This window comes from Allgaiera indica (assembly GCF_900106675.1).
Lineage (GTDB): Bacteria > Pseudomonadota > Alphaproteobacteria > Rhodobacterales > Rhodobacteraceae > Acidimangrovimonas > Acidimangrovimonas indica.
Map to the genome: position 1 here is coordinate 100,249 of NZ_FNOB01000005.1, position 13,625 is coordinate 113,873.

Annotated in this window: 16 protein-coding genes; 11 read left to right on the forward strand and 5 right to left on the reverse strand. The window is 67.9% G+C overall.

Translation table 11 applies throughout. The annotated features are described in order from the left end of the window. Positions 1 to 36: 36 nt before the first annotated feature. Positions 37 to 423, reverse strand: coding sequence for a nuclear transport factor 2 family protein (locus BLV97_RS05910; protein WP_035843361.1), 387 nt, complete (start codon positions 421 to 423; stop codon positions 37 to 39). A 190-nt stretch (positions 424 to 613) separates the two neighbouring features. Between BLV97_RS05910 and BLV97_RS05915 the strand changes: the two genes are divergently transcribed. The 6 genes from BLV97_RS05915 to BLV97_RS05940 all read left to right on the forward strand — a co-directional run bounded on the left by BLV97_RS05915 (position 614) and on the right by BLV97_RS05940 (position 6,046). Then, positions 614 to 1,084 (forward strand): YbaK/EbsC family protein, encoded by a 471-nt coding sequence (locus BLV97_RS05915; RefSeq protein ID WP_035843360.1) that lies wholly within the window; start codon positions 614 to 616, stop codon positions 1,082 to 1,084. Between the two features lie 134 nt (positions 1,085 to 1,218). Continuing rightward, positions 1,219 to 1,644, forward strand: a complete 426-nt coding sequence (locus tag BLV97_RS05920; protein ID WP_035843357.1) for a DUF2852 domain-containing protein — start codon at positions 1,219 to 1,221, stop codon at positions 1,642 to 1,644. Between the two features lie 59 nt (positions 1,645 to 1,703). Continuing rightward, positions 1,704 to 2,180: an RDD family protein gene (locus tag BLV97_RS05925; protein WP_051646107.1), complete on the forward strand. Its 477-nt coding sequence runs from the start codon at positions 1,704 to 1,706 to the stop codon at positions 2,178 to 2,180. Between the two features lie 269 nt (positions 2,181 to 2,449). Further along, positions 2,450 to 3,487 carry a GTPase ObgE gene (obgE, locus tag BLV97_RS05930; protein ID WP_035843355.1) on the forward strand — a complete coding sequence of 346 codons (1,038 nt, stop codon included), beginning with the start codon at positions 2,450 to 2,452 and terminating at the stop codon, positions 3,485 to 3,487. Further along, positions 3,475 to 4,608 carry a glutamate 5-kinase gene (gene proB, locus BLV97_RS05935; RefSeq protein WP_035843353.1) on the forward strand — a complete coding sequence of 378 codons (1,134 nt, stop codon included), beginning with the start codon at positions 3,475 to 3,477 and terminating at the stop codon, positions 4,606 to 4,608. The genes obgE and proB overlap by 13 nt, the downstream gene beginning before the upstream one ends. 172 nt (positions 4,609 to 4,780) lie before the next feature. Next, on the forward strand, positions 4,781 to 6,046 hold the full coding sequence (locus tag BLV97_RS05940) for a glutamate-5-semialdehyde dehydrogenase (RefSeq protein ID WP_035843350.1): 1,266 nt from the start codon (positions 4,781 to 4,783) through the stop codon (positions 6,044 to 6,046). 27 nt (positions 6,047 to 6,073) lie between these two features. Here the strand turns inward: BLV97_RS05940 and BLV97_RS05945 are convergent, their stop codons facing one another. Beyond that, entirely contained in the window at positions 6,074 to 6,718 is a 645-nt protein-coding gene (locus BLV97_RS05945; RefSeq protein WP_051646106.1) for a histidine phosphotransferase family protein, read from the reverse strand. Positions 6,719 to 6,745: 27 nt separating this feature from the next. Here BLV97_RS05945 and BLV97_RS05950 point away from each other — a divergent pair, with 27 nt between their 5' ends. From BLV97_RS05950 to olsA, 3 genes are all read left to right on the forward strand, one after another. Continuing rightward, positions 6,746 to 6,928, forward strand: coding sequence for a DUF3553 domain-containing protein (locus BLV97_RS05950; RefSeq protein WP_035843348.1), 183 nt, complete (start codon positions 6,746 to 6,748; stop codon positions 6,926 to 6,928). A gap of 156 nt (positions 6,929 to 7,084) precedes the next feature. Continuing rightward, the gene (gene olsB / locus BLV97_RS05955; protein WP_035843343.1) at positions 7,085 to 7,870 is read left to right on the forward strand and encodes an L-ornithine N(alpha)-acyltransferase; all 786 of its coding nucleotides are present in this window, start codon (positions 7,085 to 7,087) and stop codon (positions 7,868 to 7,870) included. After that, entirely contained in the window at positions 7,867 to 8,745 is an 879-nt protein-coding gene (gene olsA / locus BLV97_RS05960) for a lyso-ornithine lipid O-acyltransferase (protein WP_051646105.1), read from the forward strand. Before olsB ends, olsA begins: the two co-directional genes overlap by 4 nt. A gap of 49 nt (positions 8,746 to 8,794) precedes the next feature. Here olsA and BLV97_RS05965 read toward each other — a convergent pair whose 3' ends face one another. Next, positions 8,795 to 9,415 carry a thiamine phosphate synthase gene (locus tag BLV97_RS05965; RefSeq protein WP_035843341.1) on the reverse strand — a complete coding sequence of 207 codons (621 nt, stop codon included), beginning with the start codon at positions 9,413 to 9,415 and terminating at the stop codon, positions 8,795 to 8,797. Between the two features lie 103 nt (positions 9,416 to 9,518). Continuing rightward, a complete protein-coding gene (locus tag BLV97_RS05970; RefSeq protein WP_035843340.1) occupies positions 9,519 to 9,779 on the reverse strand; it encodes a DUF7218 family protein in 261 nt (86 codons plus the stop codon). Between the two features lie 104 nt (positions 9,780 to 9,883). On the opposite strand from BLV97_RS05970, the gene BLV97_RS05975 reads away from it, so the two are divergent. Both BLV97_RS05975 and BLV97_RS05980 read left to right on the forward strand, forming a co-directional pair. Continuing rightward, complete coding sequence (locus tag BLV97_RS05975) at positions 9,884 to 11,497, forward strand: peptide chain release factor 3 (protein WP_035843337.1); 1,614 nt, start codon at positions 9,884 to 9,886, stop codon at positions 11,495 to 11,497. A gap of 81 nt (positions 11,498 to 11,578) precedes the next feature. After that, a complete protein-coding gene (locus tag BLV97_RS05980) occupies positions 11,579 to 12,310 on the forward strand; it encodes a C40 family peptidase (RefSeq protein ID WP_035843334.1) in 732 nt (243 codons plus the stop codon). Here BLV97_RS05980 and BLV97_RS05985 read toward each other — a convergent pair. Further along, positions 12,307 to 13,455, reverse strand: a complete 1,149-nt coding sequence (locus BLV97_RS05985) for a pyridoxal phosphate-dependent aminotransferase (protein ID WP_035843331.1) — start codon at positions 13,453 to 13,455, stop codon at positions 12,307 to 12,309. The genes BLV97_RS05980 and BLV97_RS05985 overlap by 4 nt on opposite strands. Positions 13,456 to 13,625 lie beyond the last annotated feature (170 nt).

Consider the following 13,625-nt stretch of genomic DNA (forward strand, 5'->3'; position numbering starts at 1 on the left):
GGCGTTCCTTGGACCTGCTGCGACCGGCCGCCGCCCTCAAACCGGAGCAAGCCCGCCCTCCGGGGTGTCCTGGCTGAAGATGTTGCGCCAGCCTTGCGCGCCCCGCCGCCAGACCGAGGCCACATACATTGCCTCTGGCGTGCTTTGCCCGACCCGCGTGAATTCCGCCCGGTAGGCATGCAGCACCACGCCCGGCGCCAGTTCCAGCACCCGCGACCCGGAAAGTGCGTAGCGCAGGACGGTCGGGCCGTTGGCAAGCTGGCCCACATGTTCGGCCTTGTCGGCGAAACCAGTGGTATAGAGGCCAAGGAACCCGTCCTCCAGCAGTTCCGCGTCCACCGCGGCATCCCCCGCGACCAGAGCCGCCCACACCCGGCGCTCGAGGCCGAGGATCGTGTCGAAGATCTGTTCGGAATTCGTCATCGGCCCTCCTGCGCCCTGCCCCCGCTGGCCGATCCTAGGCGGTCAAGCCCGGCCTCGCCGTCACCCTACGCAAAGCCGGCGCAAGGCGCCCGCCCTGAACGCTCCGGGTTTCGTGAGCACCGCGTGCGCCGCGTCCCCTTGCCCTGCTCGCCCCGTCCGCGCAGGCTGACGTCGCAACAAGGAGACCGCGATGAGCAAAAGCCTGAAACGCGTGCGCGCCGCGCTGGACGCCGCGGGGGTGGCCTATGACCTGCGCGAGATGTCCGCGCCGACCCGTACCGCGCAGGAAGCCGCCGATGCCGCTGGCTGCCATATCGACCAGATCGCCAAGTCGATCATCTTCCGCGGCGAGACCTCGGGCCATGTGAAACTGTTCCTGACCGCCGGCGGCAACCGCGTCAGCGCCGCCAAGGCCAGCGCGGTGGCGGGCGAGCCCCTGGGCAAGGCCGATGCCGACCTGATCCGCGCCCAGACCGGATTTGCCATCGGCGGCGTCGCTCCGGTCGGTCATCTGACCCCGGTCACCGCCTATCTGGATCCGCGGCTGATGGATTTCGATCTGGTCTGGGCCGCCGCCGGCACCCCGCGCCATATCTTCTCGATCGCACCCGCCGCGTTGAACGACCTTGCCGGCGCGGCGATTTCGGATTTCACGGATTGATCGTAACGGACTGACCGGAAACGCTGATTCGCCCCCATGTGAAAAACGTTCACATGGCCACTTGAAAAATTCGGCGGTGCCTCCGATCTTGGATATGTGAAACGCATTCACATCCCTTTTGACGGAGTTCGCACATGACCGCCCTCACCGCCTGGCCCGGCCAGGCCCAGGACTGGCTTGATGAACGCGGCAAGCCCGCCTGGATCGCCGCCATGGTTCTTGGCTTCATCTTCTTCTGGCCCGTCGGCCTTGCCCTTCTGTTCTACATGATCTGGAGCAAACGCATGTTCACCGGTTCCTGCCGCCATTCCCGCCATCACGGCCATCACCGGCACGGTCGCAGCTATGGCATGCCGTCCTCGGGCAACAGCGCCTTCGATGCCTACAAGGCCGATACGCTGAAGCGCCTCGAGGAAGAGCAAGAGGCCTTCTCGGCCTTCCTGCAGCGTCTGCGCGAAGCCAAGGACAAGCAGGAATTCGACGCCTTCATGGACGATCGCGCCCGCGCCGCGCGCGACGGCGCCGGCCCCGATACGCCCTCCGCCGACCCCGCCGCTTGATACCGGCACCGCCAGGGCGGGCCCTTCCCCGGCCCGCCCCAAGCACCTATGTTCCCCCCATGACCTGGTCCGATCCCTTCCCGCCCCGTCGTCCCGGCCCCGCCGGCTTGCCCGACCCCGCGCTGAACGCGGGGTTCTATGCCGATGTCGCCCCCAAACGCCTGCTGGCCTGGGTGGTGGATACCGTCCTGGTCGTGCTGGCGACGCTGGCGGTGGTGGTGCTGACCGCGCTGGTGGGGCTGTTCTTCCTGCCGATCATCTTCCTGACGCTCAGCTTCCTTTACCGCTATGTCACGCTGGCGCGCGGCTCTGCCACCTGGGGGATGCGCCTGGCGGCGATCGAGTTCCGCACCCTTCAGGGCACCCGGCTCGACGCCGCCACGGCCTTTGCGCATACGTTGGGCTATACGCTGTCGATCGCCTTCGTGCTGCCCCAACTTGCGTCGATGGCATTGATGCTGACCACCCCGCGCGGCCAGGGGTTGAGCGATCTTGTACTTGGTACCGCCGCCATCAATCGCGCCGCGCGGGACTGATCGGCGGCGCCCCTTGCCGGCGCCGCATGAGTATTTGGACCAAGATGAAGACAAGACGTCTTTCCCTTCATTGCGGCGCAGATGCTCCGCCGGGGGCGCCGTGGTCGTGCCGCGGCCATCCTGCCCCGACCGCAGCCGCGAGCCATGGTGCCTTTGATCGCCGGCGCGGCAGGGTATGACGCCCCCGCCGTCTGGGCCCGGCCCCACGCCACCCTTGTGAACTGTCCCGAAACCGCCTATTTCAGCGCGCTGAACCAAGGGGCCGTACCATGAAATTCCTCGATCTCGCCAAAGTCCATATCCGCTCTGGCGGCGGCGGCTCGGGCTGTGTCTCTTTCCGGCGCGAGAAATTCGTCGAATTCGGCGGCCCGAACGGCGGCGACGGCGGCAATGGCGGCTCGGTCTGGGCCGAGGCGGTCGACAACCTCAACACGCTGATAGACTTCCGCTATCAGCAGCATTTCTTCGCCAAGTCCGGCCAGGCCGGAATGGGCAGCCAGCGCACCGGCAAGACCGGCGAGGATATCGTCCTGAAAGTGCCCACCGGCACCGAGATCCTTGACGAGGATCAGGAAACACTGATCGCCGACTTGACCGAACCGGGCCAGCGCGTGCTGCTGGCCAAGGGCGGCAACGGCGGCTGGGGCAATGTGCATTTCAAGACCGCGACCAACCAGGCGCCGCGCCGTGCCAACCCGGGCCAGGAAGGGGTGGAACGCACGCTTTGGCTGCGGCTGAAGCTGATCGCGGACGCGGGCCTTCTGGGCCTGCCGAACGCCGGCAAGTCGACCTTCCTTGCCGCTACCTCCAACGCGCGCCCGAAGATCGCCGATTACCCGTTCACGACGCTGGTGCCGAACCTCGGCGTGGTCGGCGTCGACGGGCGCGAATTCGTCATCGCCGATATCCCTGGCCTGATCGAGGGCGCCTCCGAGGGCCGAGGCCTGGGCGATCTGTTCCTGGGCCATGTGGAACGCTGCGCGGTGCTTCTGCATCTGGTCGACGCGACCTCGGAAAGCGTCGTCGAGGACTGGCGCACCATCCTTGCGGAATTGGCCGCCTATTCCCCCGAACTGGCCCGGAAACCCCGGATCACCGCGCTGAACAAGATCGACGCGCTCGACGCCGACACCCTGGCCGAGCGCCGCGCCGCGCTGGCGGCGGCGATACGGGCCGATGACGACGGCCCGCTGCTGGAGATGTCGGGCGTCACCGGTGCCGGCGTGACCGAGGTGCTGCGCGCCCTGCAGGCGCGCATCGCGCCGCCCCAGGCCGCCCCCGCGGAGCAAGAGCCATGGCAGCCCTGATCCCCGATCTCGCCCGCGCCCGGCGGCTGGTGATCAAGATCGGGTCGGCCCTGCTGGTCGACGGCCGCGCCGACACGCGCGAGGCCGGGGGCCTGCGCGCCGGCTGGCTGCGCGCCCTGGCCGAGGACGTGGCCATGTTGCGCGCCCGTGGCACCGCGGTGATCCTGGTCTCCTCGGGGTCGATCGCGCTGGGGCGGGGCGTCTTGCAGCTGCCCGCGGGCGCGCTGCCGCTGGAACAGAACCAGGCGGCAGCAGCGGTGGGCCAGATCCGGCTGGCCCGCGCCTATGAAGAGGCTCTGGCCCCGCACGGCATCACCGCCGCGCAGGTGCTGATAACGCTGGAGGACACCGCCGACCGGCGCCGTTACCTGAACGCGCGCGCGACGCTGGAAACGCTGCTGGCCCTCGGTACGGTGCCGATCGTGAACGAGAACGACACCGTGGCCACCGACGAGATCCGTTTTGGCGACAACGACCGTCTTGCGGCGCAGATCGCGGTGACGGTGGGGGCCGACCAGCTGGTGCTGCTGTCGGATGTCGACGGGCTTTACACCGCCAACCCGATGACCGACCCGGCCGCGCGCCATCTGGCGGTGGTCCCCGAGATCACGCCCGAGATCGAGGCGATGGCGGGCGATCCCGTGTCGGGCATGTCGAAAGGCGGCATGAAGACCAAGCTGATGGCGGCGCGCGTGGCGGTGGCGGGCGGCTGCGCCATGGCGATCACCACCGGCGCGGTGCCGCGGCCCCTGAAGGCGGTCGAGGACGGCGCACGCTGCACCTGGTTCCTGGCCCAAGACGACCCGCAGGCCGCGCGCAAACGCTGGATCGCCGCGATGAAGCCGCGCGGCAGCATCACCGTGGACGCGGGGGCGGCGCTGGCGCTGGCACACGGCAAGTCGCTGCTGCCCGCCGGTGTCACCGCCGTCAACGGCTCCTTCGGGCGCGGCGAGCCGGTCACCGTCCACGCCCCCGACGGCGCCACCATCGCCAAGGGCCTTTCCCGCTATACCGCCGACGAGGCGCGCCAGCTGCTGGGCCACCACTCGGGAGAGATCGAGACACTGCTGGGTTATGCCGGCCGCGCCGCGCTCATCCACCGAGACGACATGGTGGTGTGAGCGCCCGCTTCGCGCTATATCCCCTCGGCACGGGCCCGACGGGCGGGACGCCTCCGGCGGGAGTATTTCGGCCAAGATGAAGGGAAAGGCCCTGTCCTTCATCTTGGTCCAAATACTCCGGGGGGTTTAGGGGGGCGGCGCCCCCCCTGCGGCGAATGCAAGGACCGATGACATGAAGGACGGACACGATATCGCGGGGCTGATGGCCGGAATCGGAGCGCGCGCGCGCGCGGCGGCGGCGGAGCTGGCCTTTGCCCCGGCGGCGGCGAAGCGCGCCGCGCTGGAGGCCGCGGCAAGGGCGATCGAGGCGCGCGCGGCCGAGATCGCCGCCGCGAATGAGCGCGACATGGATTTCGGCCGCGACAAGGGGCTGAGCCCGGCGATGCTCGATCGGCTGATGCTCGATCCCGCGCGCATCGCGGGCATCGCCCAAGGGCTGCGCACGGTCGCGGCGCAAGACGATCCCGTGGGCGCGGTGATCGCGGAATGGGACATGCCCTCGGGGCTGCATATCCGGCGCGTGCGCACGCCGCTGGGCGTGGTTGGCGTGATCTTCGAAAGTCGCCCCAATGTCACCGCCGATGCCGGCGCGCTGTGCCTCAAGGCCGGCAACGCGGCGATCCTGCGCGGCGGCTCGGAAAGCTTCCATTCCTCGCGCGCGATCCACGATTGCCTGGCCGAGGGGTTGCGCGCCGCGGACCTGCCCGAAGACGCGATCCAGCTGGTCCCCACCCGTGACCGTGCCGCGGTGGCCGAGATGCTGAAGATGACCGGGATGATCGACGTGATCGTGCCGCGCGGCGGCAAGGGACTGGTGGGCCTGGTGCAACGCGAGGCACGGGTGCCGGTCTTCGCCCATCTTGAAGGCATCGTGCATGTCTATGTCGACGCCGCCGCCGACCCGAAGAAGGCATTCGAGGTGGTGCTGAACGCCAAGACCCGCCGCACCGGCATCTGCGGCGCCGCCGAATGTCTGCTGATCGACCGGCCGCTGGCCGTGGGGCTGGGCGCCGACCTGATCGCCGCGCTGGTCGAGGCCGGTGTACGGGTGCATGCCGACGAGACCCTCGCGGCCCTGCCCGGCACCCTGCGCGCGACCGAGGCGGATTGGGGCCGCGAATATCTGGACATGGATATCGCCGCCAGGATCGTCGATGGCGTCGATGGCGCGATCGACCACATCCGCCGCTATGGCTCGCAGCATACCGACGCGATCCTGACCGAGGATGACGCGGCGGCCGAGCGCTTCTTCACCCGGCTCGATTCGGCGATCTTGATGCGCAATGCGTCGACGCAATTCGCAGATGGGGGCGAATTCGGCATGGGGGCCGAGATCGGCATCGCCACCGGAAAGATGCACGCGCGCGGGCCCGTCGGCGCCGAGCAACTGACCAGCTTCAAGTATCTGGTCACCGGCGATGGTGCGGTACGAAATTAAGGTATCGGATCAAAAACACGCCACAACCTACCAGGCAATAACGATTTCCTGCCCCGTTCTTTGAACCGAAATCCGGCATCCCTGCGCCCCGGCCTGGGCCCGCGCCAGGGCGAATTGAGCCTGTGCGGGGGTGATCTTGTCCGCGACGCTATCGGCCCCCGTTGCAGTCCCGCCAAGCCAGTCCCACAGCGGCGCCTCGATGCGCAGCTTTTCATGGCTGGCCCGCGCAGTCCAAACCCCGCCTTCGCACCCGATGACGATGCGACCGCCGAAGGCCAGGGCGCTTTCGCAGCACAGCACGATCAGGAAGCCAAGCTTTGCCTCGGGACGAGAGACATCGCCGACGGCGGACCAGTCCACCGTGACCCGCCCGCCGCGGGTCAGGTCGTCGAGGATGGCGACGATCTCGGCCCGGCTTAGCCGCGCATCGGCCCCGGCCTGGCCGAAGGCGATGCGGAAGAACCGCACGCGGGCCTTGGCGCTGGCCACGCTTTCCTCGATCAGCGCAAGTTCCGGCCCCGTCGCGCCTTCCGCCATCGCCAGCAATTCCAGCCCGTTGGCGACCGCGCCCAGCGGGCTGACCAGATCATGGCAGATGCGCGAGCCGACCAGCGCCGCAAGATCCATCGGCGGCTCGGCGGGAGAAACGGAAAGCGCGGGATCGACAGTCATGCAGGCACCTCTTACAACGATCGGGACATGAACGGATTCAATGATCTTTTCGAACCAGGGATGCTGGTGCGCCATCCGGACAGGCCGGACTGGGGCCTGGGGCAGGTCCAGTCCAGGATCGGCGACCGCATCACGGTGACCTTCGAACATGAGGGCAAAGTGGTGATCGATGGCAACCGCATACAACTTTTGCCTGAATTTCGCCGATGAAGCAATCTTCTGGTGGATCGGGGCGTCCTGGGCGGCCAGCCGGCTTTTGGTTGCAATGTGCCGGCGCAGCGCCTAAAAGCCGGCGATACGCCCGGCGCCGCGCCGCCGCCCCCCCTGCCGGAAGCCCCCGCCGCAAGGCCCGACGCCCCCCTGCCCATGATTTCTGACGACACGCATTTCCAGCTGCGCCTTGCCCGTGACGAGGAAGACCTTCTCGCCGCGCAGCGCCTGCGGTATCGGGTGTTCGTCGAGGAGCTGGGCGGATCGGGCAGCCTGGTCGACCATCAGCAAAGGCTGGAACGCGACGCCTTCGACCCGGTCTTCGATCATCTGATCCTGGTCGACACGCGGCGCGACCGGGCGTCTCTTGATCACGTCGTCGGGGTCTACCGATTGCTGCGCAGCGACGTGGCGGGTGAATTCGGGCGCTATTATTCGGAAACCGAATATGACCTGACGCCGCTGAAGGCCAGCGGTCGGCGGATGCTGGAACTGGGACGTTCTTGCGTGGCGGCCGGGTACCGCGGCGGCACCGCGATGTATCATCTGTGGAACGGGCTGGCCGATTACGTCCTGGAACACCGGATCGAGGTGCTTTTCGGCGTGGCCAGCTTCCACGGCACCGATATCGAGGCATTGCGGATGCCGCTGGCCTATCTGCATCATCACCACCTGGCGCCCGAATCGATTCGCGTCCGCGCCCAGCCGGATCATTTCCAGCGCATGGATCTGGTGGCGGAACAGGATCTGGATCGCACGGCCGCCATGGTCGGCACGCCGGCGCTGATCAAGGCCTATCTGCGGCTGGGCGGCTTCGTCGGCGAGGGCGCCTTCATCGACCACGAATTCAACACCACCGACGTGTGCCTGTTGATGGATACCGACAAGATGTCAGCCCGCCACAAGGGTTTCTACACCCGCAAGCACGGAGCCAGGGGATGACCTGGCGCGGCGGCGACGATCCGCCCGCGGGGCGGATCGGGCTGGCGGGATGGGTGCGCGTGGCACGGCGCGGCACGGTCCTGGCGCTGGTCACCTATGGCGGGCTGGCGCTGTTGCTGGCGCTGCGGCTGGTCGAGCGCCCCCTGTGCGGGATGAACCGGCCCTGGACGCCGCATATCACGCAGATGGTCTGCCGCGCCGCGCTGCGGATCCTGGGGCTGCGTCTTAGCGCGCGGGGCAAGCCGATGCGGAAGAAGGGCGCGGCGGTGGCCAATCATGCCTCGTGGCTGGACATCTTCACCCTGAATGCGGCGCAGCGGATCTATTTCGTGTCGAAATCCGAAGTCGCGCGCTGGCCCTTCATCGGCTGGCTGGCGCGGGCCACGGGCACCGTGTTCATCAATCGCCGCGGGCGCGAGGCCAGGGCCCAGAAGGAGATCTTCGAGGCCCGCCTGCGCCAGGGCCACAGGCTGCTGTTCTTCCCGGAAGGAACCAGCACCGACGCGCTGCGAATTCTTCCTTTCAAGTCAACGCTTTTCGAGGCTTTCTTCAGCGAAAACCTCAAGCACGTCATGCATCTTCAGCCGGTCACGGTGATCTATCATGCGCCGCCGGGCGAGGATCCGCGATTCTACGGCTGGTGGGGCGACATGGATTTCGGACGCCATCTGCTGAAAGTGCTGGCCGCCCCGCGTCAGGGCCGGGTCGAAGTCGTGTTCCACCCGCCCGTCGCGGTCGAGGCCTTCACCGGACGCAAGGCGCTGTCGGCGCATTGCGAGCGTCTGGTGCGCGTGGCCTTTCCCCGCGACCGCCTGCCGCAAGATCCCGGCCCCGCATCGCCCGCCTGCGCCGCCGGCCTGTCCAGAGACCATTGAAGGCCGCGTCCACGGCCCCGCCGGCATCGCCGCCGCGCCCCGGATCCCGTCAGGCCAGGGCCGCGGACAATTCCCTGAGCGCGGCCAGAGGATCTTCGGCGCGCCAGATCTCTTCGCCCAAGGCAAAGAAATCGGTGACCGGTGCCAGCGCCGCGACGCGTTCCGGCGTCAGCGCGCCTTCGGCCACGACCGGCACCTCGATCATCTCGGACCACCAGGCGAACAGATCGTCCGGGGCCTGGCTGCCGTCGCCCAGGGGCGAGGCGCCGACCGGCCCGAAGGAGACATAATCGGCCCCCGCCTCGCCCGCGTTAATGCCGTCATGGCGCGAGGCACCGCAGAAGGCGCCGACGATGGCGTCCTCTCCCAGTTCCTTGCGCGCCTTGCGCACCGAGCGCGCCCCGTCGGGCAGATGCACCCCGTCGAGGCCGTGGCGCGCCGCCAGCAGGAAATGCCGGTCGATCACCAGCGCCACGTCGCGGGCATGGGCGACGGCGCGGACGGCATCGGCGGCGCGGCCAAGCTCTTGCTCGTCGCCAGTCGCAAGCGAAAGCCGGACGCAGGCGATCTCGGCCCCGTCAAGGACGCGGGCCAGGCGGTCGGGGAAGTCTACCAGCGACGGCGCCGGCGGGGTGATCAGGTAAAGCTGCGGGCGATCGGGATCGGCCATGGAAAACCTCTTTCCGGGATTCCCGCCCCTTACCGGGTTTTGCCGCGCTTGGCTACCGGCGGCGTCACCGCGGCGCGGGGCCGCCGCCGGCCGGATCACGCCCCTAGTGGTCGCGCAGCGCCGCGATCAGTTCGTCCTTGCGCATATGCGAGCGCCCCTTGATCCCGATCTCCCGTGCCCGGGAATAAAGCGCGTCCCTGGTCCATTGCTCATAGGGGGGCTGCTTGCCGCCCTTGTGCGACGGGTGCATGTCCGGGTTGGCCTTGGCATTGGCGATCCGGGCGGCCTTTTCCTTGGAATAGCCGCGCTCCCGCAGGTCTCCGTACAGCTTGTCGTCCTTGATGCTGGGCCCGTGGTCGACCATGGCCTTTCTCCCTTGTCGCTGATCCGGGGTCTTGGGGAAAACCCTCGACCACGGCCCCCGGTTCCCCATGGACAGCCGCCCCGGCTGGCCTTATGAGGCGGCCCATGCTCGACACCAACCGCCCCGCCCTGCCCCCGGAAATCGGCCGCCGCCGGACCTTTGCGATCATCTCGCATCCCGATGCCGGCAAGACCACCCTGACCGAGAAGTTCCTGCTGTATGGTGGCGCGATCCAGATGGCCGGCCAGGTCCGCGCCAAGGGCGAGGCCCGGCGCACGCGCTCTGACTTCATGAAGCTGGAGCAGGACCGCGGCATCTCGGTCTCGGCCTCGGCTATGTCGTTCGACTATCATTCCGGCCAGCGCGATTTCCGCTTCAACCTGGTGGACACGCCCGGCCACTCGGACTTCTCCGAGGACACCTACCGCACGCTGACCGCGGTGGACGCGGCGATCATGGTGATCGACGGCGCCAAGGGGGTGGAAAGCCAGACGCGGAAGCTGTTCGAGGTCTGCCGGCTGCGCGATCTGCCGATCCTGACCTTCTGCAACAAGATGGACCGCGAAAGCCGCGACACCTTCGAGATCATCGACGAGATCCAGGAGAACCTGGCGATCGACGTCTCTCCGGCATCCTGGCCGATCGGGGTGGGGCGCGAGTTCCTGGGTTGCTACGACATGCTGCGCAACCGGCTGGAACTGATGGACCGGGCCGACCGCAACAAGGTGGCGGAATCGATCAAGATCGAGGGGCTCGATGACCCCAAGCTTGCCGATCACGTCCCCGCAGATCTGCTGGCACGCTTGCGCGAAGAGGTCGAGATGGCGCGCGAACTGCTGCCCGCCTTCAACGCGCAAAGCTTCCTGGAAGGCCATCTGACACCGATCTGGTTCGGCTCGGCGATCAATTCCTTCGGGGTGAAGGAATTGATGGACGGGCTGGCGAATTACGGCCCGCCCCCCCAGATCCAGAAGACGGACAGCCGCCAGATCGCGCCCGAGGAAGACAAGGTCACCGGCTTCGTGTTCAAGGTGCAGGCCAACATGGACCCAAAGCACCGCGACCGGGTGGCCTTCGTGCGCCTCGCCTCGGGGCATTTCCAGCGCGGCATGAAGCTTTTGCATGTGCGGTCGAAAAAGCCGATGGCGGTGTCGAACCCGGTGCTGTTCCTGGCCGCCGACCGGGAATTGGCCGAAGAGGCCTGGGCCGGCGATATCATCGGCATTCCGAACCACGGGCAGTTGCGCATCGGCGACGCCCTGACCGAGGGCGAGGCGCTGCGCTTCACCGGCATCCCCAGCTTCGCGCCGGAACTGTTGCAGGGCATCCGCGCGACCGATCCGATGAAGGCCAAGCATCTGGAAAAGGCGCTGATGCAATTCGCCGAGGAAGGTGCCGCCAAGGTATTCAAGCCGATGATCGGCTCGGGCTTCATCGTCGGCGTGGTGGGGGCGCTGCAATTCGACGTTCTGGCCAGCCGGATCGAGCAGGAATATTCCCTGCCGGTGCGCTTCGAGGCGTCACAATTCACCTCGGCCCGCTGGGTCACCGGGCCGAAGGCCGAGCTGGAGAAGTTCATCAACGTGAACAAGGGCCATCTGGCGACCGACCATGACGGCGACAGCGTCTACCTGACCCGCCTGCAATGGGATATCGACCGGATCGAGCGCGATTATCCCGACCTGAAGCTGAGCGCGACCAAGGAGATGATGGTCTAGCGCCGCCCCTTTCCCCCCGCGCGCCCTTTTCTTGTGTCCCCATCCGGCCCATGTTCGGCGCGGGCGGCAAGGGAGGACATCATGCAGCGCGTCAGCACCTGGCTGGGCAATGCGATCGCACGATACCTGCAGGTGCCGTCGCGCGATTACGTGCCTTTCAACGTCACCCCCGCCAACCGGCTGCGCGCCGCGCTGGTGCCGGGCGACGTGCTGCTGGTCGAAGGCAATTTGCGCATCTCCCGCGCGATCAAATATCTGACCCACTCGACCTGGTCCCATGCCGCGTTCTACACCGGCGGCCCGCCGGGGGCGGAACTGATCGAGGCCGATCTGACCGAGGGCGTGCAGCGTGTCGGCCTGTCGGAATACAGCCACCTCAACACCCGCATCTGCCGCCCCGTGCGCCTGCTGCCCGAGGACCTGGCGCGCGTGATCGACTACATGGAGGCCAGCCTGGGGCGCAGCTATGACCTCAAGAACGTGATCGACCTGGCGCGCTATCTGTTCCCCACACCGCCGGTGCCCGTGCATTTCCGGCGCCGGATGCTGGCGCTGGGGTCGGGCGATCCGACGCGGGCGATCTGCTCGACCCTGATCGCCGAGGCCTTCCAGGCGGTGCGCTACCCGATTCTGCCCGAAAAGCACTACATCACCGACGGCGCGGCGCGGCGCGAACTGCTGCACATCCGGCACCATTCGCTGTTCACCCCGCGCGATTTCGATCTGTCGCCCTATTTCGAGGTGATCAAGCCGACCCTCGCGCTGGGCTTCGACTACCGCCAGGTGGAATGGGATGGCGGTCCACCCGGCTAGCGCCGCGCCGCCATGAACGCGGCCAGCCGGCGCAGGCCTTCTTCGATATCCGCCGTGGCCCGGGCATAGGAAAACCGCAAGCTGCGCGCCCCGCGCACCGGATCGAAATCCAGCCCCGGGGTGACGGCAACATCGGCCTCGCGCAGGATCTCGGCGGCGAAGGCCAGCGAATCATCGGTGAAATCCGAAACGTCCGCATAGATGTAGAAGGCCCCGTCCGGTGGCGCGATCCGGGTGAAACCGGCCTTGGGAAGCCCCGCCAGCATCAGCGCGCGATTCTTCGCATAGACGGCAAGGTTCGCCTCCAGCTCGTCGATCGATTCCAGCGCGCCCAGGGCCGCCACCTGGCTTGCATGCGGCGGGCAGATGAACAGGTTCTGCGCCAGCCGCTCGATCCCGCGCACATGGTCCTCGGGCACCACCATCCAGCCGATGCGCCAGCCGGTCATCGAGAAATACTTGGAGAACGAGTTGATCACATAAAGATCGTCCGAAACCTCCAGCGCCGAGACCGCCCGGTCGCCGTACTGGATGCCATGATAGATCTCGTCAGAGACGAAGCTGATTCCGCGCTCGGCGCAATGGCCGATCAGCGCCCCCAGCGCCGCGCGGTCCAGCATGGTCCCCGACGGGTTGCCCGGCGAGGCGACGATCAGCCCGTCCAGCGCCCCCGCCGCCGCCAGATCGGCGGGCACCGGCTGATAGCGGTGTTGCAGGGCGGTCGGAATGCCCACCGGCTCCAGCGACAGCGCCTTCAGGATCTGCCGGTAAGAGGGATAGCCCGGCTCGCCCAGCCCCACCCGCGCGCGCGCGTCAAAGAGCGCGGTGAAGGCCAGCACGAACCCCGCCGAGGAGCCCGAGGTGACGATCACCCGGCCGGGATCCAGATCCACCCCGTACCAGCGCGCGTAAAGCCCGGCGATGGCGGCGCGCAGTTCGGGCAGTCCCAGCGCGACCGTATAGCCCAGCGGCCCCGCTTCCATCGCCCGCGCCAGGCGCTTGCGGGCGCCCTCGGGCGCGGCAGTGCCGGGCTGGCCCACCTCCATGTGGATGATATCGCGGCCCGCGGCCTCGGCCGCGCGCGCCTGGTCCATCACGTCCATCACGATGAACGGGTCCACCGCGCCGCGCGCTGACAATTCCATATGCCACCTCCGTTTCGGCCGTTGTGGCGGCGCGCTCGCCGAAGGTCAACCCGGCCCCGGCGCCGCCGGTTTCACACCCCGCCGCCATCGTCACTCAGGGTTGCCCACGGATGCGCCATCCCGTTCTGGCGCCTTTCGCGACGGCGCGGCGATGACACCCCCGTGGGGTG